This window comes from Sinorhizobium sp. BG8 (assembly GCF_016864555.1).
GTDB lineage: Bacteria > Pseudomonadota > Alphaproteobacteria > Rhizobiales > Rhizobiaceae > BG8.
This window is the reverse complement of record NZ_CP044011.1, coordinates 868,256-891,358: the sequence shown is the minus strand read 5'-3', so window position 1 is coordinate 891,358 and position 23,103 is coordinate 868,256. Positions and strand designations below refer to the sequence as shown.

General features: G+C 60.3%; 18 protein-coding genes. 8 read left to right on the top strand and 10 right to left on the bottom strand.

Annotated elements, in window-relative coordinates; all coding sequences use genetic code 11:
• Positions 1-16: 16 nt before the first annotated feature.
• Genes F3Y30_RS04085 through F3Y30_RS04060 form a run of 6 tightly spaced genes read right to left on the bottom strand, consistent with a single transcriptional unit; the run spans position 17 to position 6,847 of the window.
• The gene (locus F3Y30_RS04085) at positions 17-802 is read right to left on the bottom strand and encodes a crotonase/enoyl-CoA hydratase family protein (protein WP_203425264.1); all 786 of its coding nucleotides are present in this window, start codon (positions 800-802) and stop codon (positions 17-19) included.
• On the bottom strand, positions 799-1,674 hold the full coding sequence (locus F3Y30_RS04080) for a hydroxymethylglutaryl-CoA lyase (RefSeq protein ID WP_203425263.1): 876 nt from the start codon (positions 1,672-1,674) through the stop codon (positions 799-801). The genes F3Y30_RS04085 and F3Y30_RS04080 overlap by 4 nt, the downstream gene beginning before the upstream one ends.
• The gene (locus tag F3Y30_RS04075; protein WP_203425262.1) at positions 1,671-3,674 is read right to left on the bottom strand and encodes an acetyl/propionyl/methylcrotonyl-CoA carboxylase subunit alpha; all 2,004 of its coding nucleotides are present in this window, start codon (positions 3,672-3,674) and stop codon (positions 1,671-1,673) included. The genes F3Y30_RS04080 and F3Y30_RS04075 overlap by 4 nt, the downstream gene beginning before the upstream one ends.
• 11 nt (positions 3,675-3,685) lie before the next feature.
• The gene (locus tag F3Y30_RS04070) at positions 3,686-4,069 is read right to left on the bottom strand and encodes a RidA family protein (RefSeq protein WP_203425261.1); all 384 of its coding nucleotides are present in this window, start codon (positions 4,067-4,069) and stop codon (positions 3,686-3,688) included.
• 22 nt (positions 4,070-4,091) lie between these two features.
• Positions 4,092-5,699, bottom strand: coding sequence for a carboxyl transferase domain-containing protein (locus F3Y30_RS04065; RefSeq protein ID WP_203425260.1), 1,608 nt, complete (start codon positions 5,697-5,699; stop codon positions 4,092-4,094).
• On the bottom strand, positions 5,699-6,847 hold the full coding sequence (locus tag F3Y30_RS04060; RefSeq protein WP_203426479.1) for an isovaleryl-CoA dehydrogenase: 1,149 nt from the start codon (positions 6,845-6,847) through the stop codon (positions 5,699-5,701). The genes F3Y30_RS04065 and F3Y30_RS04060 overlap by 1 nt, the downstream gene beginning before the upstream one ends.
• Before the next feature lie 481 nt (positions 6,848-7,328).
• On the opposite strand from F3Y30_RS04060, the gene F3Y30_RS04055 reads away from it, so the two are divergent.
• Entirely contained in the window at positions 7,329-8,519 is a 1,191-nt protein-coding gene (locus tag F3Y30_RS04055; RefSeq protein WP_203425259.1) for an acyltransferase, read from the top strand.
• Positions 8,520-8,576: 57 nt separating this feature from the next.
• Here the strand turns inward: F3Y30_RS04055 and F3Y30_RS04050 are convergent, their stop codons facing one another.
• The 3 genes from F3Y30_RS04050 to F3Y30_RS04040 form a co-directional block, all read right to left on the bottom strand.
• Positions 8,577-9,728 carry a fumarylacetoacetate hydrolase family protein gene (locus F3Y30_RS04050; RefSeq protein ID WP_203426478.1) on the bottom strand — a complete coding sequence of 384 codons (1,152 nt, stop codon included), beginning with the start codon at positions 9,726-9,728 and terminating at the stop codon, positions 8,577-8,579.
• Between the two features lie 165 nt (positions 9,729-9,893).
• The gene (locus F3Y30_RS04045; protein ID WP_203425258.1) at positions 9,894-10,055 is read right to left on the bottom strand and encodes a hypothetical protein; all 162 of its coding nucleotides are present in this window, start codon (positions 10,053-10,055) and stop codon (positions 9,894-9,896) included.
• Positions 10,056-10,198: 143 nt separating this feature from the next.
• Positions 10,199-10,495, bottom strand: coding sequence for a hypothetical protein (locus F3Y30_RS04040; RefSeq protein ID WP_203425257.1), 297 nt, complete (start codon positions 10,493-10,495; stop codon positions 10,199-10,201).
• Positions 10,496-11,069: 574 nt separating this feature from the next.
• Between F3Y30_RS04040 and F3Y30_RS04035 the strand changes: the two genes are divergently transcribed.
• The 4 genes from F3Y30_RS04035 to F3Y30_RS04020 all read left to right on the top strand — a co-directional run bounded on the left by F3Y30_RS04035 (position 11,070) and on the right by F3Y30_RS04020 (position 19,372).
• A complete protein-coding gene (locus tag F3Y30_RS04035) occupies positions 11,070-11,720 on the top strand; it encodes a glutathione S-transferase family protein (RefSeq protein WP_203425256.1) in 651 nt (216 codons plus the stop codon).
• 231 nt (positions 11,721-11,951) lie between these two features.
• Positions 11,952-13,157 (top strand): tyrosine-type recombinase/integrase, encoded by a 1,206-nt coding sequence (locus F3Y30_RS04030; protein WP_203425255.1) that lies wholly within the window; start codon positions 11,952-11,954, stop codon positions 13,155-13,157.
• A gap of 190 nt (positions 13,158-13,347) precedes the next feature.
• Positions 13,348-14,049 carry an IS6 family transposase gene (locus F3Y30_RS04025; RefSeq protein WP_203426477.1) on the top strand — a complete coding sequence of 234 codons (702 nt, stop codon included), beginning with the start codon at positions 13,348-13,350 and terminating at the stop codon, positions 14,047-14,049.
• 271 nt (positions 14,050-14,320) lie between these two features.
• Positions 14,321-19,372, top strand: coding sequence for a hypothetical protein (locus F3Y30_RS04020; protein ID WP_203425254.1), 5,052 nt, complete (start codon positions 14,321-14,323; stop codon positions 19,370-19,372).
• 60 nt (positions 19,373-19,432) lie between these two features.
• On the opposite strand, the gene F3Y30_RS04015 is transcribed toward F3Y30_RS04020, so the two are convergent.
• Complete coding sequence (locus F3Y30_RS04015; RefSeq protein ID WP_203426477.1) at positions 19,433-20,134, bottom strand: IS6 family transposase; 702 nt, start codon at positions 20,132-20,134, stop codon at positions 19,433-19,435.
• 322 nt (positions 20,135-20,456) lie between these two features.
• Here F3Y30_RS04015 and F3Y30_RS04010 point away from each other — a divergent pair, with 322 nt between their 5' ends.
• From F3Y30_RS04010 to F3Y30_RS04000, 3 genes are all read left to right on the top strand, one after another.
• Positions 20,457-21,251, top strand: a complete 795-nt coding sequence (locus F3Y30_RS04010; protein ID WP_203425253.1) for a L,D-transpeptidase — start codon at positions 20,457-20,459, stop codon at positions 21,249-21,251.
• Positions 21,252-21,391: 140 nt separating this feature from the next.
• On the top strand, positions 21,392-21,622 hold the full coding sequence (gene rpsU, locus F3Y30_RS04005; protein ID WP_203425252.1) for a 30S ribosomal protein S21: 231 nt from the start codon (positions 21,392-21,394) through the stop codon (positions 21,620-21,622).
• Positions 21,623-22,463: 841 nt separating this feature from the next.
• A complete protein-coding gene (locus F3Y30_RS04000) occupies positions 22,464-23,102 on the top strand; it encodes a hypothetical protein (protein ID WP_246752943.1) in 639 nt (212 codons plus the stop codon).
• Position 23,103 lies beyond the last annotated feature (1 nt).

Sequence of the window (23,103 nt, the reverse complement as noted above, 5' to 3'; positions counted from 1 at the left end):
ACGGGTGGCTCTCACATCACTGTGCCCAGTTCGGCTTGCGTTTCTCCAGGAAAGCCGCCACGCCTTCGGAAGCTTCGGCCGTTTCCCAAGTGTCGGCAAGGCGCTGAAGCGTCATCTCGATCGTGCTTTGCCCTATGCCTGGGGCAACGGCACGCACCAGCGCCTTGGCGGCTGCGATCGCTCCGGGGGCGGCCTGGAGATAGGGTCGGATCTCGGCCTCGACCGCATTGTCCAACCCATCCGAGGGCACGATGAGGTTGACGAGGCCAAATTCGAGCGCCTCAGCAGCGCCAAAAATACGTGCCGATGTGAAGAGCCGCATTGCGTTCGGCGCCCCTATCCGATCGATCACATAGGGGCTGATCGTCGCCGGGATGAGGCCAAGTCTCGCTTCCGTGAGTCCGAGGCGGGCGGTCTCGGCGGCAATGGCGCTGTCGCAAACGCTTACGAGGCCGACGCCGCCGCCATAGGCCTGCCCGTTCACACGCGCAATCAGCGGCTTCGGCAGATCGCGCAAGGCCTTCAGCATGAGTGCGAGGCGCCGCGCTTCGACAATGCGCTGCTCCCGGGAGCCCTCGATCTGTTGCTTCATCCAATTCAGGTCGGCACCGGCGCAGAAGCTTTCCCCCTCGCCGGAGAGCACCACGACCCGCACCGACGGATCGTAGGCAAGTTCCCGCACCGCGTCGGTCAGTTCGCCGATCATCTCTCCCGAAAGGGCGTTGTGCTGCGCGGGTCGGCGGAGCGTGAGCGTTACGACGCCTCTGGGATCGAGCTCGATGGTGATTGTCTGATAGTTCATTCCACCTTCTCCCCCTCCTCCTTGCGGAGAATCTGCCGCGCGAACGCGCCGACAGCCTCGACCGCCCCGCGATCCAGACCGGTCTCGAAGCCCATCTGTTCCAGCATCGCCAGGACGGCCCCCGTATCCACATTGCCCTTGGCGCCCGGCGCATAGGGGCAACCACCAAGACCACCGATCGAGGCGTCGAAGACCCTTATGCCCTTTTCGAGGCTGACACGGATGTTGTCCAGGGCCCGCCCGCCGGTGTCGTGATAGTGCCCGGCGAGACGTTCCGGGGGCGCGACGTCCAGAACAGCGTCCAGCATGGCTGAGACCTCTTCAGGCTTACCGTGCCCGATCGTGTCGCCGAGGCTGACCTCGGCGCAGCCGAGCGCGAAGAGGGATTCGGTTATCTTGGCGACCGCCGCGGGAGGCGTCGGGCCATCATAGGGGCAGGAGACGACGCAGCTGACATAGCCGCGCAGGGGCATCTTCTTCCTGCGCGCAGCCTTGGCGACCGGAGCAAGTCGCTCCAGGCTCTCGGCGATCGAGCAGTTGATGTTGGCGTGGGAGAACCCTTCCGAGGCCGAGACAAAGATCGCGACTGCATCCGCCTTCGCGGCCCTTGCCGCCTTGTAGCCCTGCATATTCGGCACCAGCGCGACGAACTTCACGCCTTCGCGCCTGCGGATCTCGGCCATGACCTCCGCACCATCGGCGAGTTGCGGCACCCATTTGGGACTTACGAAGCTCGCGGCTTCGATGCGGCGATAGCCGCAGACCGACAGGAGATCGATGAGCGCCACCTTTTCCGAAACGGGAATGATGCGTTTTTCGTTCTGCAGCCCGTCGCGTGCTGCCATTTCCACGATCTCGACGAACTCGCTCATGGCATTTTCTCCTCGACAAGCCGCAGCAGGACGGCTGCTTCCGCTACCTGCTGGCCGACCGACACCCCGACCGACTCGACGATGCCGTCGCGCGGAGCTGAAATGACGAGCTCCATCTTCATCGCCTCCATGGTGACGAGAGGGTCGCCCTTCGACACCGCCGCGCCGGCCGTCGCGGAAACCGCCCGGACGAGGCCGGGCATGGGCGCCGTGAGGATATCTCCCCCCGCTTCTTCGTTGCCATGGTGCCCGGGAAGATCGGCAACCACGAACACGTGGGTTTCCCCATCCAGAAAGACGGTGATCGTCCGGGAATCCCGCGCCACGACGGCCTGGAGGGACCGCGCCTCGCACGTTCCCTGCACGGAGCCTCCACTTGTTTCGGCAAGCTCGACTTCGAAGGCCCCATCTCCCTCATCGATCGCGAACCGTCCCTTGTCGACGCAGGTAACGGCAATCTCGCGCTCCTCTTGCCCGTACTCGACGAAGGTCGTCTGCCGCGCGGATCCCCAGAGGCGGAAGCCACGCAGGGCGTCCCACGGATCTATGGCGTGCGGCGGCTCAAGCAGGTCGAGGGCAGAGAGGGCCGCAAGCGCCCACGCTTTCCGCGCCGGAGGTGTCTCCTTCAACAGGCTTCCAGCCCGGCGTGCGATGAGACCGGTGTCGACATCGCCCGCGGCAAAGTCGGGCTCCCGGAGGAGCCGCGAAAGGAACGGCACGTTCGTCGTCAGGCCGGCAATGCGGCTGCGCTCAAGCGTTAGTCTCAGCTTACCCAATGCTTCGTCGCGATCGCTGCCGTGCACGATGACCTTTGCGATCATTGGATCATAGAACGGCGTTATCTCATCCCCGGCCCTCACGCCCGAGTCGATGCGCGCCAGTTCCCCCGGCACGTCGAAAAGCGTGAGACGTCCCGTGGCCGGCAGAAAGTCCCTTGCCGGATTTTCCGCGTAGATGCGCGCCTCGAACGCCCAGCCTCGGCACCGCAGATCCTCCTGCCGCCATGGCAGGGGCTCGCCAGCCGCAACGCGGATCTGCCACTCGACAAGGTCAAGCCCGGTGATTGCCTCGGTGACCGGATGCTCCACCTGCAGCCGCGTGTTCATCTCCATGAAGAAGAACCGATCCGCCCGAAGACCATCGGAGACGTCCGCGATGAACTCGACCGTTCCCGCGCCGCTGTAGCCGATCGCTTCGGCGGCGCGAACCGCGGCCATGCCCATCGCCTCGCGCATCTCGCCGGTCATTCCGGGTGCCGGCGCCTCTTCGATCACCTTCTGATGCCGGCGCTGCACGGAGCAGTCCCGTTCGAAAAGGTGGACGACCTTGCCGTGCTTGTCGCCGAAGACCTGGAACTCGATGTGACGCGGCTTGGCCATGTACTTCTCGACCAGCACGCGCCCGTCGCCGAACGATGCCTCCGACTCGCGCGCGGCACTTGCGAGCGATGCGCGGAACGCCCCGGCGTCATCGACCCGCCGCATGCCCTTTCCGCCGCCGCCCGCACGAGCCTTGATCAGGACCGGATAGCCGATCTCTTCGGCGCGCTCGGCCAGGAAGTCCGGGTCCTGCTCTTCGCCGTGGTATCCCGGAACGACTGGCACGCCGGCCGTTTCCATCAGCGCCTTAGCCGCATCCTTCAGTCCCATCGCACGCATCGAGGCGGCGCTCGGCCCGATGAAGACGAGGCCTGCCGCCTCGACCGCGTCGACGAAGGCGGGGTTCTCGGAGAGAAAGCCGTATCCCGGGTGCACCGCTTCTGCTCCGCTTGCCCTGCAGGCAGCGATGATGGCGGACACGTCGAGATAGCTCTTCAGTGCTTCCGCAGGACCGATGCGGTAGGCTTCGTCAGCGAGGGCAACATGCTGCGCGCCATGGTCGGCATCGGAATAGACGGCAACCGTCGACATGCCGAGCCTTGACGCCGTGCGCATGACGCGGCACGCAATCTCACCCCGGTTGGCGATCAGGATCTTGTTGAAGGTGCGCCGTTGCGACATGCAGATACGCCCTATTGCGCTGCCACGGCTTCGACCTCGAGCAGCCACTTGTCGTCGAATAGTCCCGTAATGATCACCGTGAGAGCAGGGGCGACCGCGCCGAGATACTCGCTGCGGATTTCGCGATTGGCGGTCGCGTGCTGCCGGTCGGCCAGGTAGATCGTCACTCTCACCAGGTCTGCCTTGGACATTCCAGCCGCCTTGAGCTGCGCATCCATGTTGCGCCACACCAGCCGTGCCTGCTCCTCGAAACCCTCTGGAACCTTGTCGTCCGTGGTCATCGGAATCTGACCGCTCACCAGAAGCAGGCGCTTGCAGTCTTCGAGTTTCACGGCCTGCGAATAGCCGCCATGGGGGTCGGGCGCATTCTTGGCATTGATGTTGTCTCGCTGCATGCTCGTGCTCCCTCTCGTGGACCTACATTCTGAAGACACCAAATCTCGACGGCTCGATGGATGCGTTGAGGGCGGCAGACAGGGACAGCCCAAGCACGTCCCGCGTGTTGCGCGGATCGACGATCCCGTCGTCCCAGAGCCGTGCCGATGCGTAGAGCGGATGGCTCTGTCGGCTGAACATCTCGACAGTCGGCCGCTTGAAATCCTCTTCCTCTTCTACCGACCATGTGCCACCGCCACGTTCGATCGTTTCCCTGCGAACCGTCGCGAGAACCCCGGCCGCCTGCTCGCCTCCCATGACGGCGATGCGGCTGTTCGGCCAGGTCCAGAGAAAGCGTGGCGAGTAGGCCCGGCCGCACATTCCGTAGTTTCCGGCTCCATAGGACCCGCCTATGAGGACCGTTACCTTCGGAACGCCCGTGGTTGCGACCGCGGTGACGAGCTTTGCACCGTGCTTGGCGATTCCTTCCGCTTCGTATTTTCGCCCGACCATGAAGCCGGTTATGTTCTGCAGGAAAACGAGCGGGACTGAACGTTGCGTCGCAAGCTCGATGAAATGGGCGCCCTTCAGCGCCGAATCTGCAAAAAGCACGCCATTGTTTGCGAGGATGCCGACGGGAATCCCGAAGATGTGGGCAAAACCACAGACCAGCGTCGTGCCGAACCTCGCCTTGAATTCGTCGAAGCGCGAGCCATCCACCGTTCGGGCGATCACTTCGCGTACGTCGTAGCTTACCTTCACATCGGCAGGCACGATGCCGATCATCTCCTGCGGATCGTATCTCGGAGGCTCGCTGTCGCGGAGCACAACGGTCTGGGGCTTGCGGGTGTTGAGATTGGCGACAATCGAACGGGCAAGGGAAAGCGCGTGCCGGTCGTCTCGCGCCAGGTGATCGGCCACGCCGGACAGGCGGGTATGGACGTCGCCGCCCCCCAGATCCTCGGCATTGACGACTTCTCCGGTCGCCGCCCTGACCAATGGCGGCCCGGCGAGGAAAATGGTGCCCTGGTTCTGGACGATCACCGTCTCGTCGCTCATCGCCGGGACATAGGCGCCCCCCGCGGTGCAGCTTCCCATGACGATCGCAATCTGTGCGATCCCCTTGGAGGACATTTGCGCCTGGTTGTAGAAGATGCGCCCGAAGTGATCGCGATCCGGAAAGACCTCATCCTGGTTGGGCAGGTTCGCCCCTCCCGAATCGACGAGGTAGATGCACGCCAGCCGGTTCTGTTCGGCAATTTCCTGGGCCCGCAGGTGCTTCTTCACCGTGATGGGATAGTAGGTGCCCCCCTTCACCGTCGCATCGTTGCAGACGATCATGCATTCGCGTCCGGCGACGCGGCCGATGCCGGCAATGAGCCCGCCTCCGGGGGATGCTCCCTCGTACATGCCGTGGCCGGCTGTGAGGCCTATTTCCAGAAACGGCGAGCCGGGATCGAGCAACTGCGCGACGCGATCGCGAGGCAAGAGCTTTCCACGTGCAAGATGCCGCTCGCGCGCCTTTGCCCCGCCGCCCTCCAACGCCAGTCCTGCTGCGTCCCCGGCCACTGCAATGGCTTCCAGCATGGCCCGGCTATTGGACTTGAAGACCTCGCTGTGCGGAGAGACGGCCGACGACAAAACCGCCATTACGCGCTCTCCTGGAAGATTTCCCTGCCGATGAGCATGCGGCGTATTTCTGACGTTCCCGCGCCGATCTCATAGAGTTTGGCGTCTCTCAGAAGGCGTCCGGTCGCATAGTCGTTGATGTAGCCGTTCCCGCCCAGCGCCTGGATGGCCTGGAGGGCAACCTGCGTGGCATTCTCGGCCGCATAGAGGATGCAGCCGGCCGCATCCTTGCGTGTCGTCTCGCCGCGGTCGCAGGCTGACGCCACGGCATAGACGTAGGCACGCGCAGTATTGAGGGCCACATACATGTCCGCGAGCTTGCCCTGCATGAGCTGGAATTCGCCGACGGCCCGCTCGAACTGCTTGCGTTCGTGCACGTAGGGAATGACGATGTCGAGGCAGGCCGCCATGATGCCGAGAGGGCCGCCTGCTAGCACGACGCGCTCGTAGTCGAGCCCGGACATCAGCACGTTGACGCCGCTGCCGACCGTACCCATCACATTCTCGGCCGGCACCTCGCAATCGGCAAAGACGAGTTCACACGTGTTCGAGCCGCGCATGCCGAGCTTGTCGAGCTTCTGGGCCGTGGAAAAGCCCTTCATCCCTTTCTCCACGAGGAACGCCGTGATGCCGCGCGGACCGGCGGCGGGATCGGTCTTGGCATAGACGACCAGCACGTCCGCGTCGGGACCGTTGGTGATCCACATCTTGCTTCCGTTGAGGACGTAGCGGTCGCCCTTCTCTGCCGCCCGGAGCTTCATCGAGACCACGTCGGACCCAGCGCCCGGTTCCGACATGGCAAGGGCGCCGACATGCTCGCCCGAAACCAGTTTCGGTAGGTACTTCTCGCGTTGTACCGGTGAACCGTTGCGCATGATCTGGTTGACGCAAAGATTGGAGTGGGCGCCATAACTCAGGCCGACCGATGCGGAGGCGCGGCTGATTTCCTCCATGGCGACGCAATGCGCTGCGTAACCCATGCCGACACCGCCATAGTCCTCGGAGGCCGTAATGCCGAGCAGGCCGAGGCCGCCGAGCTTTTTCCAGAGGTCGGCGGGAAAGACATTGTCGCGATCGATATCGGCCGCCCTCGGCGCAATTTCCTCAAGGGCGAAGCGTCGGACGGTTTGTCGGAGTGCGGCGATCTCCTCTCCGAGTCCGAAGTCCATTTCGGCTGAATACATGCCCTTCCTCCCCGAAGCGCATCGAGACCCTTTGCCACGTCGTACGCCTGCCCCACGCCGAGCGGTCGAATGCGTCCTCGCGGCATTCGCGGGCAGGGCCGGTCGAAGAACGTCCTTATCCAGACATAGGAGTTTACGCCGGAAAGACGAGAAGCAACTCCTTATTTTAGCGTTCTCTTGTCGATTTTGAGAATTCCTGCTCGCTCACCCGAATTTGGCCAAAACCTCCCGGCGGCGGCTGGCGATCGATCCCGAATATTCCGAGCGCGTACGGATCCGGTCCGGCAGGTTGTATTGCTAAGCCGTTGCAGCGCCGGTACTATGATCGCTTGCATGCACAGCTAGCGTAACGAGTTCAGAGGCAAGGGCGGCTGTAACGATGCATTTGCACAGCATGCAAGACCAGCAATCCCAACTCGCCGCGCAGGGAGTCGCTACTTCGTCGCCTGCCTTGGAGACGGGGCGGGTGCCGCAAACTTCATTCTCCATCGGATTGTCTGCGCTGCGCGGCTTTGCTGCCCTTGGTGTGGTCGTCTACCACACGTTCGTGATGCTGCCGGTTGGCGGGATCGAAGCTCCGGATGAGTTGCGCATCGACCTCTCAAACGGCCCTCTGTTGCTCCAGCACTTATTCCTCGGCGCGTTCAATGGGCGCGGCCTGGTGGTCTTGTTCTTCGTGCTGAGCGGATGTGTCCTTTGCATATCCATCAACCGGCGCCAGCATTTCGGACTGCGGCGGATACCCGGATATCTCGTGCGGCGCGGCGCGCGGCTCTATCCCCTCTTGATCCTTTCGGCAACGATCGCCGCCCTCTTGCAACTCTTCTTCTTCAAGCAGACCGGCCTTCCCGGCGCATCGGCCTGGGCCAACACCCAGCATGTCACGCCGGAGGAATGGCTATGGCGCGAGTGGTTCGTGAATGCGATCGGGCATTCCAGCAACCTCAACACCCCTGCCTGGTCCATCAGCGTCGAGCTGTTGGGCTCTTTCATCTTCCCGGCCATCTATTTCCTGGCGGTTAGGCCGAAAACGGCTGTCTTCGCGGTGGTTGCGAGCATCGCCCTCATGTATTTCACACCCGGCGACCCGAGACTCTATTACAGGATGAATCTCTATACCTTCTGCTTCGTCATGGGCGCACTGGTGCCACTCTACGGAGAAAGGCTCATCCGGGTTTATGACCGGCTACCGCGCCTGATAAGACGGATCGCGCTGGTTGTCGCGGTCCTGACGTTCATGTTCGCGCGCCCGCTCGTCGCCCCGACAGGCACTTCGTCCACGGTCATCCTGATGGAAACGATCTCGGCGACCTTCATCGTCGCTCTCGTCCTCTTCCGGCCGGCGCCTTCAATTCTGAAGACAGGCGTGGCACAGGAAATCGGACGCATCTCCTACGGAATATACCTCTTCCATCTGCTGGTCATATTCGTTGTTGCCCATGCCCTCATGCCCCTCATGCGGCCTGACGGCACAGCGGAGGAGGTCGCCCTGCTCCTTGTGCTCGGAATTTCCTCGCTCGCCGTGACGCTTGTGCTTGCATGGATTGTGCACCGGGTCTTCGAGGTCAGGATGCAGAACCTCGGCCGCCGGATTGGAGACATGCTCGATGCTCGACTTTCACCGCCGGAACCGAATGCGCTGCTGAAGTCCGCCTGAGCCGCCGCTATCCCTGAAATTCGTACGACGGCAAGCGAAGGGCGACGCCAACGGCCGCTACAGCAACCCGCGGGCGGCCAGATTGCGCATCATGGAGGCTACGCCAAACGTCCAGGGAGCGCACTCCGTCGACAATCGCACCGTGTTGGTGAGCGAGCCCAGTTCTGCACTGGAAATCGTCACCCGGTCTCCCAGCTTGTGCGTGAACCCCTGCCCCGGCGCATCACGATCCTCGACCGGCGCGAAAAGCGTGCCCATGAACAGCATGAAGCCGTCCGGATACTGGTGATGGCGACCGATCGTCTGTGAGACCAGTTCGAGCGGGTCGCGGCTGATCTCGCGCATGGTGCTCCGGCCCTCGAGCCGGAAGCCGTCCTCCCCTTCGACAACGAGTTCGAGATCGGCATTCCTGACGTCGTCGATCGTGTAGGTCTCGTCGAAGAGCCTTATGAATGGCCCGATGGCCGCGGAGGCATTGTTGTCCTTGGCCTTGCCGAGCAAGAGCGCGGAGCGGCCCTCGACATCGCGCAGGTTGACGTCGTTGCCGAGCGTCGCACCCTTGACGGTACCGAGGCTGTTGACCGCCAGCACCACTTCGGGTTCGGGATTGTTCCACTTGGACACGGGATGGAGGCCCACCGGGGCGCCCCATCCGACGGCGGACAGCACCGGCGCCTTGGTAAAGACCTCCGCATCCGGGCCGATACCAACTTCCAGGTATTGGGACCAGACGCCCTCCTCGATGAGCGCCGCCTTGACCTTCGCCGCTTCCGGCGATCCGGCCTTGAGGTTGCGAAGGCTGTCGCCGATGATTGCCGTAACGCGCGCACGTATCTTCAACGCGAGCGCCGGATCGCCGGCGGCCTTCTCCTCGATCACCCGCTCGATCATCGATCGCGCAAACGTCACCCCGCAGGCCTTGACCGCCTGGAGGTCGCAAGGAGCGAGCAGATGGATTCGCGATGGATCGCCACTTGCCGATGCCGAGCTCTGTACGAGTGCCTCAAGCGTCGCAAGCACGGCACCCTCCTGCTCGCGGGCATAGGCGACAGGGTCGTCCAGTTCGAGAAGGTCGCGCATCGTCGGCACCGACGAAGTGGTGATGTCGACGACCTCTCCGCCACGAAGACTGATTAGCGCGGGCCCTGCAACATCCAGTCGCCAGACGCGCCCGACAAACGTTCCCTTCGCGAAATCTCCCGCCCTCAATGACACGATTACCCTCCTCCTGCCGGTGATCCGCACCTCTTTTGCCTGAAATAATCCTGATGGAACAGGAAAATTGCCGCAGAGCCTTTGCGGTTTCCCGAAGGGTGCGGCTCGCCCGAGGAGCTCGCAGACCGGCGTCCGTCAGAACGAGGAATTCATCTCCGGCTAGTAGCGGCCTCCGCCGCCCATGCCGCCGCCGCCGTTCCCGCTGCGGTTCTGGCCCGCGGTGGTATAGCCGGTGTTGTAGCCGCCGCCGCTCTGGGTCGCGCATCCGGCAAGAACCAGGAGTGCCACTGCCATAGTGGCGATCAAGAATCGGTAGGTCATGGTGGTCTCCATTCACCGATACATGCTGACAACAAGATTGTCCTCCCGTCGGCGGTTGCCTGCAAGTGGAGGGTGCGGCGCCTACATCGGTGAGCACGACCAGGGTTGCTTTTTTTCGACATCAGCGCCCGCGGAAGGCAGCGCTAAGGGATGTTATAGTACGAATTCGGGTCATAGACGCAGGCGTAGTCGAGGATGCACTGCTTTCCGCTCGCATCCCGCAGCCGGGTTGTAGACCACATTTCGCCGGGCCTGCATTGCGCGGGCGGATAGCGGAAGCTGCGGCCGCCAAAACCGACGCGGACAAAGACCGTTTTGTGCTGGCGAATGAATTGTGCAAGCTGAGCACAGGTATGCGAGCGGGCGTCGACTTCCACTGCCTTGGCAGCGAAGGATGGCGACGGGAGCAAGAGCGCAGCGGCCAAGACCACGTACTTCATGAGAACCTCCCTGGTTGCAAGCCAGTTAAGCAGCACTGCCAGCGCCGTTCAAACGAAATAATGAGACTACGTGTCCGGCCTTCCCGTTTCTGACTGGCCTTCCCGTTGCGGAGGACCTTCGAACACGTGCCGAGTCCTTTGCGTCATTTGAGAAGCTTGCCGAGTTCAGGGGAATGCGAGTGGCTGAAACGCCTCGACTGCGACCAGGCAAGTCACGGCAGGCCTGACGCGTTTCCTGCTTCGCGCAGGCAATAAAAAAGGCCGGGGCGAAACCGCACCGACCTTCCTCATCGTCGCTTATCCACCAGTGCCAGTACATCCGTGGTCAAAGTCAGAAGCGACTGCGGCAATCGCGAGCGACAAAGTCATTCAGCGCTCATCAGCGATGCCTATGGCGTGCATATAGGCAGCCATTGTGTTGAGAACAAGGCCTCGGTGCAGGAATCAATCACCGCAGTTCTTCGAGAGGTCCTTGAGCTGTATATGAACTGAGCATCAGGATTATCTCGAGCATGGGGTGTCGGAACCTTATCTGGCCAGTCGTCTTCAAGGCAGACAGCTACGGAGAACACCAATGACGATCACCATTACCGTCTTTGAGCGGTCGCCCGATGGCGGCAAGGGTCTGGCGCGTGACATGCGCGTTCGCTGGGCGCTGGAGGAAGTCGGCCAGCCTTACGACGTTCGTCTCGTCTCCTTCAAGGCAATGAAGGAACCCGCGCATCTCGCGCTTCATCCTTTCGGGCAGATTCCGACCTATGAGGAAGGCGATCTCGCCCTGTTCGAGTCCGGGGCGATCGTGCTGCATATCGCGGAGCGCCATGCTGGCCTGCTGCCCAACGATGCGAGTGCGCGGGCGCGCGCGATCACATGGATGTTTGCAGCACTCACCACGATGGAGCAACCGATCGTCGATCGCGAAGTCACCAAGCTCCTGGAGCGCAATGAGACCTGGTACGAGCAGCGCCTGTCCGCCGTCGAGGAACGCGTCCGCAAGCGGCTGGGCGAACTTTCCAGTCGACTGGGCGATGCCGACTGGCTGGACGGCACATTCAGCGCCGGTGACCTGGAGATGGTGTCGGTGCTGCTCAGGTTGAAAAGTTCGGGCATGCTGAGCGAATATCCGAACCTCTCCGCCTACGTCGCCCGCGGCGAGGCGCGGCCCGCATACAAACGCGCTTTCGACGCCCAGCTGGCGGTCTTCACCGCCGCATCGACCGGCTGAAAATAGTCCAACTTTTCAAGGGGGAGGATGGCGGACAGAGAGTCCGCCATAATAATCGCTCGCCTCATATCAATGAACCTCATATAGCGTTGGTTTTATGGCATTTTCCAAACTCCATCGGTTATCGGCGTCTCATTTCGTCCCAGTTCATAGCATGAAATCTTGCCTCTTGTGGCGGGCTAGATGGCGGGCTAAAGACAGATCCATCGACAAAATGATGGATCTGAAAACATGTTGAGCGACGCCAAGGCCCGGAAGCTGAAGCCGGATGACAAACCTGTATCCGATGGCACGATCGCCGGTTTGTCTCTCGTCCCAGGCAGCGCAGTTGGCCGTGGAAAATGGATCTTGCGTTTCGTTTCTCCTGTGAATGGCAAGCGACGCGAGATGGGCTTGGGCAGCTACCCGACCACTTCGATCCGCGATGCCCGAGCGAAGGCCTTCGAAGCCAGGAGCGTGATCGATAGTGGCAAGGATCCTCTTGAAGCCCGCCGCGAGCAGGAACAGGAGATTAGGCGTCTCGCGACAGTCCCCACCTTCGCGGATGCGGCTCGCCGTCACCACGCTGACAAGGCGGAGGGCTTTCGCAATAAGAAGCACGTGGATCAGTGGATCAATACTCTCGAGCAGTACATCTTCCCAAAGATCGGCAAGAAGCTGGTCAATGAGTTGGGTCCCGCAGATTTCGCTGCCTGCCTTAAGCCGATCTGGCTGGAGAAACCGGAGACGGCATCCCGTGTCAAACAGCGTTGTGATGCGGTGATGGACTGGGCTGCCGCAAATGGGTTCATCGTCGCCAGCCCGGTCCGTGTGGTCGACAAGCTGTTGCCAAAGCAACCGGGCAAACGGGAGCGGGTTATGCATCAACCCGCTCTGCCCTGGCGATCTATGCCGGCGTTTGTCTCAAACGTGCTGCAGAGCAGCAATCCAAACACCACCAGGCATATGCTGGAGTTGCTCATCCTGACGGCTTGCCGCTCTGGCGAACTTCGTAAGATGCAGTGGATCGAGGTCGAGTTCTCGAACTGCATTTGGACGATCCCGGCATCACGCATGAAAGCCAAGGTGGCGCACCGGATACCGCTGACACCCCGCGTGATTGAAATTCTGGAGGCACAGTTGGACAAATCGGAAATCGGTGAAGGGTTGGTGTTTCCATCCCGAAACAACACCCCGATCAGCGACATGACGCTCACCAAGTTCCTGCGGGACCACCGGGTCATGAGCGACACACCTGACCGCATTGCGACTGCACATGGTTTCCGCTCGAGCTTCCGCGACTGGGCTTCAGAAAGCGGCTATCCGCGCGATGTTGCAGAGCGGGCGCTCGCGCACACCGTCAAAAATGCTGTCGAGGCTGCCTATCATCGCACAGACCTTATCGATCAGCGGCGAGCTATGATGCTTGCATGGGAGGGTTTTTGTCTGGGAAAGTGAGCAGCGATCCTCCCGTGTAAAAATAGCGCTCATAGCCTTGCTGACCAGGCTAGACTATGGAACTTATCCGCCATCGATCTACCGGCTAGTCATTCGGTAGCACGCAACGATGGTGTCTGTCCTAGCATCGGTGTCGATAGGGCATTGTAAACTTAACAAAAATTCGATTTCGATGTGCGATCACAGGACTATGACACACCGTGATCCGCTTTGCCGTCGCCATCGCTTTCCCGCCGAGGTGATCGCTCATGCCGTTTGGCTGTATTTCCGCTTTCCTCTCAGCCTGCGGATTGTTGAGGACATGCTGGCTGCCCGCGGGATCATTGTCTCGCATCAAACGATCCGACTATGGGCGGAGAAGTTCGGCCGAGCCTTCGCCAACGACATCCGCCGTCGCTCGGTCGGAAAGCTTGGTGACAAGTGGCACCTCGACGAGGTGGTCATCACCATTCGCGGCAGAAGGTACTGGCTCTGGCGTGCCGTCGATCAGGACGGCTTCGTTCTGGACGTTCTCGTGCAAAGCCGCCGAAATGCAAAGGCGGCAAAGCGCCTGATGCGCAAGCTCTTGAAGGACCAGGGACAGCCGCCACGGGTGATGATTACCGACAAGCTTCGATCCTACGACGCCGCGAAGCGAGATGTCATGCCTGGTGTCGAACACCGCTCGCATAAGGGCCTCAACAATCGGGCGGAGAATTCTCCCCAGCCGGTTCGGCGACGGGAGCGGACCATGAAACGCTTCAAGTCGCAGCGACATTTACAACGTTTCGTCTCCATCCATGACCCGGTTGCCAACCTCTTTCATATTCCTCGCCACGACATTCCCTCCCGCCATCATCGCGAACTGCGAGATGCAGCGATGAGCTTGTGGTCGCGAATCGCTCGTGTCTGAGCGACAAACCCAAGCCATCGTGATAATCCGTCGCCAATCGCGATTAAGTTTACGATGCCCTCTGGAGGCCGATCGGGAGCCCGGCCGAACTTGCACTCGCGCCTTCACGACGCCGGCATGATGCACTTCGGTTAGGTTCTCCAGCTACCCCTCCTTGTCAGCAAGACCGAGTTCGGGCATCCTATAATTATAGTCTGGGACTATATTCACGAGCATACTGCATCCACTAACCCTATTCACCTTTCGGCTTCTTGTTGGGGGCCTACGAGTGATGAGTATCGTTCTGCCTGCCTGCGTTGCGCGGATCGTCTTATTTGTTGTCGCAGTCATCCTCTTCCCCGCTGCTGTCTCGGCGCGTGATTGCTCGTTCCGGCCCTTCGGTCTTATTGGAGAGCGTTGGCTCGAGCTCGACGGAGCCGATGGACCTCTTGGCTGTCCGGTGGGCGAAGAGTTCGTAGTCGAGGGCCAGAAGGACTTTACGACCGAGTTCACCGGAGCCGCGCCATCGCTTGCTGGCCATGCGGGCCGGTTGTTTCTGGCCTGGAAGGGTTCCGGTAACGACGCACTCAACCTGATACTTTCTGGTAATGGTGGGATCAGCTTCGGCTCCAAGCGCACTTTCGGCGAAACGTCCGACCGTACGCCGGCGCTCACATCCGACGGTGGCGGACTGCTTCTCGCCTGGAAGGAGCGTGATGACGCGCAGGAAGCGCTGGCCAAGCATATCAGTATCGCTCGCATAAGCCTCTTTGCGAACACGAACGGCATGATGGGTATAGAGGGGATCGGCCCCAAGTCGATTCTGTCGGAGATGACGGCAGAGGCGCCCGCACTTGCCTCTCACCAAGGCCGACTCTATCTCGCTTGGACTGGTGTCAGTGACCGACGTCTCAATCTTGCTGTGTCCACCGATGGGGGGCGTAGTTTCCCAAACAAGCGAACGCTCGATCAGATTTCGGACGCGAGTCCTGCGCTCGTTTCAACACCGAACGGATTAGTGCTGGCATGGAAAAAGGCGGATAGCGTCGAGATTCGAGTCGCACGCGTGGTGATCATCGGCAATACTGCTGGAGGCACAGGCATTGAGGGCCTGTCGGACGAGGCTACGACAGGCCATCAGACTGACAGTGCCCCGACACTCGCCTTCCACGATGGACGGCTCTTCCTTGGATGGAAGGGTGCGGGGAACAAGATCCTGAACATTGCTGTCGCGCGCCCAGGCAGCTTCACCTTCGAAAAAAGCATGCTTGCCGACACGAGTGATCTCGCCCCGACCCTCGCCTCTGCCGGACGACTATGGATGGGCTGGCGTGGTTTTGAGAACCATCGGTTAAATGTCGCGAGTGCGATTCTAATTGGAAATACGGCGGGAGGCTTCGGCATCGAGCGCCTCCAGCGTATCGCCGCGATCAAGAGGCGCTTCGAAAACGGCGAGATCGTCTGGTCTCCCGCTCAGGGTGATCGGATGCTCGTTGCAGCCTATCAACAGGACGACAATCTGATCGTGAACTGGGGCGACACTGCTCCATTTGAATACGACAAGTTCATCGTCAACTGGGATCGCGACGGCGCACACGCAGGGTTTGTTGATGTCAGCAAGTACATTGACCGTACCAACGGATTCTTTCGCCTCCAGGCACCATTGCCGGCGCGCTACAGCTTCGTCGTAGAAGGGTGTAACACCGGTATCGGCGGGTCCGATTGCCCACAGCGATGGACTACGTCGGTTGAGGTCGAATACCGGTTGCCCCAACTTCCAGCCTATGCCGGCTGTCCTCCGGAGGCTCAGCCATTTGGCTTGATCGGCGAGCGCTGGGCCCAACTGGGCGGCGCCGAGGGACCGCTTGGTTGCCCGACGTCTCGGGAGGGGCCTGTTTCCGACAGGCCAGGCGCCACTCAGTCCTTTCGAAACGGCACGATTTCGTTCTCGCCCCAGCAGGGAGAACAAATGCTTGTCGCCGCCCATCTGTCTGGCAACGATATAGTCGTGGAGTGGGGCTCGACCGCTCCGTTCAGCTATGACAAGTTTATTCTGCGCCTCGACAAGGATGGCGTGAACGTGCTTCAGGTCGATGCTGGCAAGGGCACCGGGGGACGATGGTCTACGCCAGCAACAGGCCCGGGCACCTACAGCATCATCGTGGAAGGCTGCGATACTGATCTAACTGGTTCTGATTGTGCGCAGTCCTGGACCATCCCGGTAAACGTCCTCGTTCCAGTGCCGGTGCCAGCCTCATCACCGTCTGCGCCGGAACCTGAATGCGATATTCCCGTAGCCGGACTGATCCGCGATCGATGGGTCGCGCTCGGCGCAAAGAACGGGCCTATGAAGTGCCCGACTGAGGCTGAGCGTGACGTTGCGGGACGGCGCGGAAAAGCCATGCGCTTCCAGAATGGCGAGATCGTTTGGTCCCCGGATCAGGGCGATAGAATGGTCGTATCCGTCTTCCAAGAAGGTGACAAGCTTGTCGTTGATGTGGGCGACAGCGACCCCTTCTCATACAGTTGGTTCGATCTCCGGCTCGACTACGAGGGCGTGGATATCAGCCCCGAGGTTATACGGGGTGCGCGTGGAGGACGTTTGATTATTGGCCCTCTCGGCAACGAAGACTCCCCCGAGATGGCGAACGTCGGTCCAGGTACAGGCAACTACACCGTCACTGTACAAGGGTGCGATGACGCCTCAGGAATCCCACCGTTCGATTCGGTCGAATGCCCGCAGGGTTGGACTGTCCCAGCAACGACCTTCTTCCAGACTGAGACCGATGTACTGGATTTCTCGGGTCTTGATGTGCCGCGAAACGTGCACGATGCCCTGCGCGACAAGGCAGAACGTGCTCAACGCGCGGCAATAGTTCTGGCCGATCGGTCGGACTATGGTGGATCCTGGGGTGATGGCCAGACCAATAACGCAATCGCGACGCTGTATCTGCTCGACCGCGACGTGGCACGTGGCCTTCCCGCTAGAGACCGGCGTCGTTTTGGCCACCGCTTTGGCATGCTCACCGAGATCGAGAACGCCGTCCGCGTTCAAACTATCCACGCAAAGGTTGGAACGGCGATTGGGGCCCCCTGCAAAGACAGCGGCGAATACGACACGGTACTGAAAGGCTACGTTGTCCTGCTCTACCGGTACGGGCACTTGCTCGCTCCAGACGTGCGCTATCGGATGCTGCGCCTGATGGACCAGTTCGGACCTCACAATCCGGATCTTAGTAGCATGGGTTGTTTTGGGGTCATCATCCCTGAGACCGAAAACCACCTCTGGCTGATCGACTCCTCGCGATTTCTCACCAATCAACTCTGGTCAAAGCAGTCTGGCGATCCGCAGTTTGACAACCGGCAGAATGGGTTGGCAGATCATCTGATCCGAAAGCTACAGGGACACCTGAACTCCGATTTCATCGAATACAATTCTCGTCCCTATTCGCGATATACTTGGATGGCCATCCAAAATCTCTATGATTTTTCAGAAGATCCGCAGGTAAAGACGGCAGCCCAGGCGGTACTTGACTATCTATCTACCAAAACAGCTGTGTCGATGAATGACGGACGCCGGAATCCCCCGTACCGTCGGCGCGTCAGCAATAATCACGCCGACCTATTCAACCACCAGGCTGACAGGCTGAAAAAGCGCTTTTTGGCCTATACTGGACCTACTCGGACGATGGGTGAACTCCGGCAACCCAATCACGTTGAGCACTATGCGGCTCCTGAAATTCTTCTTGCCACGGCCACCGACTACCAGCCGCCGAATCTCGTTCTGGATTTCATGGTCAATTCCGCCACGCGGTCATACTACCAGCGATTCAACGCCCGGGGGAGTGAATCTTATGCTGCCGAGCCCGATTTCCTCATCTCCGGGGGCGGCGCGCCTGCAGACTATGCCTATGAAGTGGTCGGCACTGGGTTGAACGAAGACCTTGGTGTCGAGCAGCCGACGGCATTGATCCCCACCGGAGATGGCACCACTATCAACCAAATGATCCGCTTTGCGGGAGTATCCAACGATCGGTTCCGTCCCGCCGGCCTTTGCGTCGCTCCTGGGTTCGCTTGTGGAATGCGACCAACCATTCCGCCACGATATACTGCCAAAGCCGAATGTGTCATCGCTCGTGGCGCATGGACCTTTATCGACGCGGCGACTGATGCCTGCAGGACTCCGAATACGACGGAATACGGGTTCTATGCCGCGGTCTGGGGTGCAGGTACCGGGTTTGGAATTCTCGAGGCCGTGCCAAGAAGCAAAATCAGCAACATCTCGTTGCGACGTTTCGCCGACCGGACTATTGCCCGCAACCGCGGTCGCACGTTCAACCAGACCGACGACAATCGCTACGCAGCCTTTGGCGGGAACGAAATCCGTTTCACGGCTGGACTCTCCACCCCGATGGTTCAGTCGACTGGCATCGCGGCGATTGACGGGGCGATTCGAAATACCGATCCAGCCGGCAACAGACTCGCCGCCGGTACAGTGATGAACAGCACTCCCGGCCTGCCCGCCATGACAATTCGCAACGATGCGACCGGGGAAGTTCTGATTTTGGATCTTACTGACACAGCCAATCCCACACGCGTTCTTCTCGAGCCCGATCCCCTCCGCCGGCTGCTCGGCCGTGGCATCGTCTACAGCGTTTCCGAAGCGGAGATCCGTGATTGGCTTGGAAACGTCGACACGCCCTACCCTGCTCTCGCAGCCGCACTCGAGCGAGATTTTCCAGACGGCGGCCTATCGAGGCCCGTCGATATAGATGTCGTGCGCTGGTACTACGAAGAAGGCCAGGGAGCAATTTCGCCGCGCCGGCTCGAGGAAGTCGACCGCCGAGTACTCGAGAATGCATTGATCGCTGCACACAACAGCCGCTATGGGGAGAAGGTAACCCGGATTGAGCAGATTCGCCGTGGTCCGCCGTCGCAGGTATCGGCGCGCTCGCCGGTTGAGCAGGCCATTGATGCCGTGGCACGCCATAACCGAGCGTGGTCGCAACCCAACGCCATGGCTCTGCAAGACCTCGAATTGATGTATTCTCCACGCGTTGAGTTCTACGACAGCAATTGGTCTCGCGACAGAGTGATGGAAGAAAAGCGAGAGTTTGCGAGCCGCTGGCCGATGCGCGACTATCACTTTCGTCCCGACATGAGCACTTCTGTTTGCGATGCATCGAACTCCTGCATCGTTCAAGGTCTAGTTGAATGGTACGCTCGTGATCCGGTACGAAATGCCACCTCAGTGGGGACAGCAGAAGTATCGATCGGCCTCCAACTGATGGGGGACGCTTTCGTCATCAGCAAGGAAGACGGACGCGTGATCTCTAGGCGCTGACGGCATCGTAAACTTAATCGCGATTGGCGACGGATTATCACGATGGCTTGGGTTTGTCGCTCAGACACGAGCGATTCGCGACCACAAGCTCATCGCTGCATCTCGCAGTTCGCGATGATGGCGGGAGGGAATGTCGTGGCGAGGAATATGAAAGAGGTTGGCAACCGGGTCATGGATGGAGACGAAACGTTGTAAATGTCGCTGCGACTTGAAGCGTTTCATGGTCCGCTCCCGTCGCCGAACCGGCTGGGGAGAATTCTCCGCCCGATTGTTGAGGCCCTTATGCGAGCGGTGTTCGACACCAGGCATGACATCTCGCTTCGCGGCGTCGTAGGATCGAAGCTTGTCGGTAATCATCACCCGTGGCGGCTGTCCCTGGTCCTTCAAGAGCTTGCGCATCAGGCGCTTTGCCGCCTTTGCATTTCGGCGGCTTTGCACGAGAACGTCCAGAACGAAGCCGTCCTGATCGACGGCACGCCAGAGCCAGTACCTTCTGCCGCGAATGGTGATGACCACCTCGTCGAGGTGCCACTTGTCACCAAGCTTTCCGACCGAGCGACGGCGGATGTCGTTGGCGAAGGCTCGGCCGAACTTCTCCGCCCATAGTCGGATCGTTTGATGCGAGACAATGATCCCGCGGGCAGCCAGCATGTCCTCAACAATCCGCAGGCTGAGAGGAAAGCGGAAATACAGCCAAACGGCATGAGCGATCACCTCGGCGGGAAAGCGATGGCGACGGCAAAGCGGATCACGGTGTGTCATAGTCCTGTGATCGCACATCGAAATCGAATTTTTGTTAAGTTTACAATGCCGGATGGTCGGAAGAGAGATGCTCTTGAACGGATTCGAACCGCGGACAAGCAGCTCGCGCCCTGGGTTCAATGGAGTGCGTAACTGCTGCCAGTAACCAGAAATGCAGTCCTTCCAACGAGAAATTGGCTCATGCATGGCATCGCGTCTGCCACCCTGCACTTGCAAGTAGAAAGCGGTGGGCAGGCCCGTTTCACGCCATCTTAACCATGAATTGCGAAAATGCGCCCAGCCGGAGGCATGATGCCGACCGTTCTTTTGGGGTGAAGAGTGCATGCGTAAGCCGCAAGATCAGAAGCTGTCCTCCGGCGCCACCATTTCAGAGCCTGGTTATGTCGTCTCCCGTCGCACCGTGCTTTCAGGCCTCGGTGTCATGACGCTACTTGGTGCCTCCGGCTGCTCGCGGGTGCTTGAACTCCCGTCGCTGGAACCGCTCGAGCCGTCCGCTCGTTTGTCGCCTGCGGGCGTTGATCACATGTCGACCGGGGCTATCCCACCGATCAGCGTCGACAGCAACATCACCGACAACGGCACGATGTATGCCTCGATGAGCGACAATGGTTTCGTGATCCCGGCAATCCCATACCAGAAGGTCAAGCCGGAATTCCGGCGGCAAATCGTTATAGATCCAACCGGAGAGGCGCCGGGCACCATCGTGGTACGGCTTAACGAGCGGCATCTCTATTGGGTGCAGGAAGGCGGTGAAGCAATCCGTTACGGCGTCGGAATCGGTAAGGCCGGCTTCGAATGGAGCGGTCGCGCCGAGATCCAGTATACAAAGCAGTGGCCGACTTGGACGCCGCCCAAAGAGATGATCGCGCGCAAGCCAGAGCTCGTGAAATGGACGGACGGTCAGCCGGGCGGACCCGACAACCCGCTCGGCGCCCGAGCGCACTATATATACAAGGACGGCCACGACACTGGCTATCGCGTACACGGCTCACCGGAATGGTGGACCATTGGCACTCAGGCATCTTCCGGATGCGTGCGCATGATCAACCAGGACGTCATCGACCTTTACAACCGAGTGAAGGCGTCACCGACCAAAGTCCCGATTGTGGTGGCATGAAAGCCTTCCACTCGAGGCATCGTTCGAGGATCAGATTTTCGCGCCTGACCCGGTTTCAGGCTCGAATTTCTGCAACTGTGAACTTGGAATCAGCTCGAAAACTCGTAAGTTGAGCAACCTTTTCCAGCTACGAGCGGCCAATGCAGGTTCTAGTACGCGATAATAGTGGCGATCAGGCGCTCCGCGTCCTGAAAAAGAAGCTCCAGCGCGAGGGCATTTTTTGTGAAATGCGGATGCGCGAAGCTTTTGAAAAGCCCTGGGTTAAGAGGGCACGCGAGAAAGCCGAGGCGGTGAGCCGCCAGCGCAAGAATGCTCGCAAACAAATGCAACGCGAAGGCCTGCCCCCGTCGAAGCCGAAAAAGAGTAGATAGCGTCATGAACGCTAGAGCGACCGCTGTGACGATGGGGTAGAGCGCCCTGTGGTTCAGAAGCACAGGTCCATGTAATTGTCCGGGCCGCTGCGCAACTCGAACAGATTGGTCAGCACCCGCAAAGCACACGTTAAAAATTCTCGCTGCTTGGGCTTCAATCACCACGAAGCACTGGATCAGCTCTCCCGCATCAAGGAATGACCTCAATCATCGGCGACCTGATAGGCGTTCCAGTCGATACATTATGCGATCACCATGGCCCAGAACGCGAACATTCCAGCAACAAGCCGCGCAGGGCTCGTGGGAGCACATTCTGTCTGCCCCTAAGGCGCCGCCCACGCGTCAGTCCGTGAACGGCAGCATTGCGCCGCCATAATGGTCAACGAGACACCACTGGCTGTTGCTGCAAAGGGGACATAACGCAGTGACCACGCGGATCGCAGTTGCGCCAGAAGGGGACGTCGACATCGACTAGCGGGGATCGTCGCGCCTCCGCCGATACTGAGGCGGCCTTGGCACGAATCTTCCATGGAGTTCCACGTAGCGGAAACCGATACAGTCAGTTCACCAACTGTGATCGGTCTTATCCGCCTTGGCGCGTGGGTACAGTCTATGCTCGGCCCGCTCTGAAGGGCCCATCATTCAGACTGCTTTTGGCGAGCTTGCCAAGGCACCCATGTCATGGTGTTACTGTCGTGCCATTTACCTACCCTGTCGAACCGGATGGTTTTCGTGATGGCAATTCGCGGTATCCAAGCTGGAACTCCCGGAGAGCCACATGACGCGTCTCATTATTTCCACCGTCTTGTGCATCGAATTCTCGCTGGCCGCCCACGGCGCAATGGCGGCGGATATTACGCCGGTTGCCGTTTCGCCCGAGGTGCAGCAGATAGAGACTGAAAGCGGCTGGACCTTCACCTTCGCACCTTATTTCTGGGCGGCGGGGCTTTCCGGTGACCTGGGGACCCGTGGACGGCGGGTTCATGTGGACGCTTCGTTCAGCGACATCTGGGAACATCTCGACTTCGCGGCGATGGCTATTGGAGAGGCACGTTACGGCCGCTTTAGCGTCGTGGGCGATGTTCTTTACACAAAGCTGTCGGGAAACCAGGCAACGCCGACGGGTTTTTTCGCTAACAGCATTGATGCTGATGCCTCGACATTTGCTGGTTTTGCAGGCGTTGGTTACGCCGTGCTGGAAGACAGCGCGGGACATCTCGACGTCGTTGGTGGACTGCGTGTCTGGTCGGCTGATACCGAGATTTCTGCACGCGGCGGCATTCTCGATGGACGGTCGATAAGTGATGGCGACACCTGGGTCGATGCGCTTGGTGGCGTCAAGGGAAGCTATTTCCTGACGCCCAATTTCTTCGTGACCGGTTCGGGAATGGTTGGCGGCGGGGGTGCCGATATCGACTGGGATGTTGCCGCGACAGTCGGCTACAAGTTCAACGACACGTTCTCGGCCGTGCTCGGGTAGA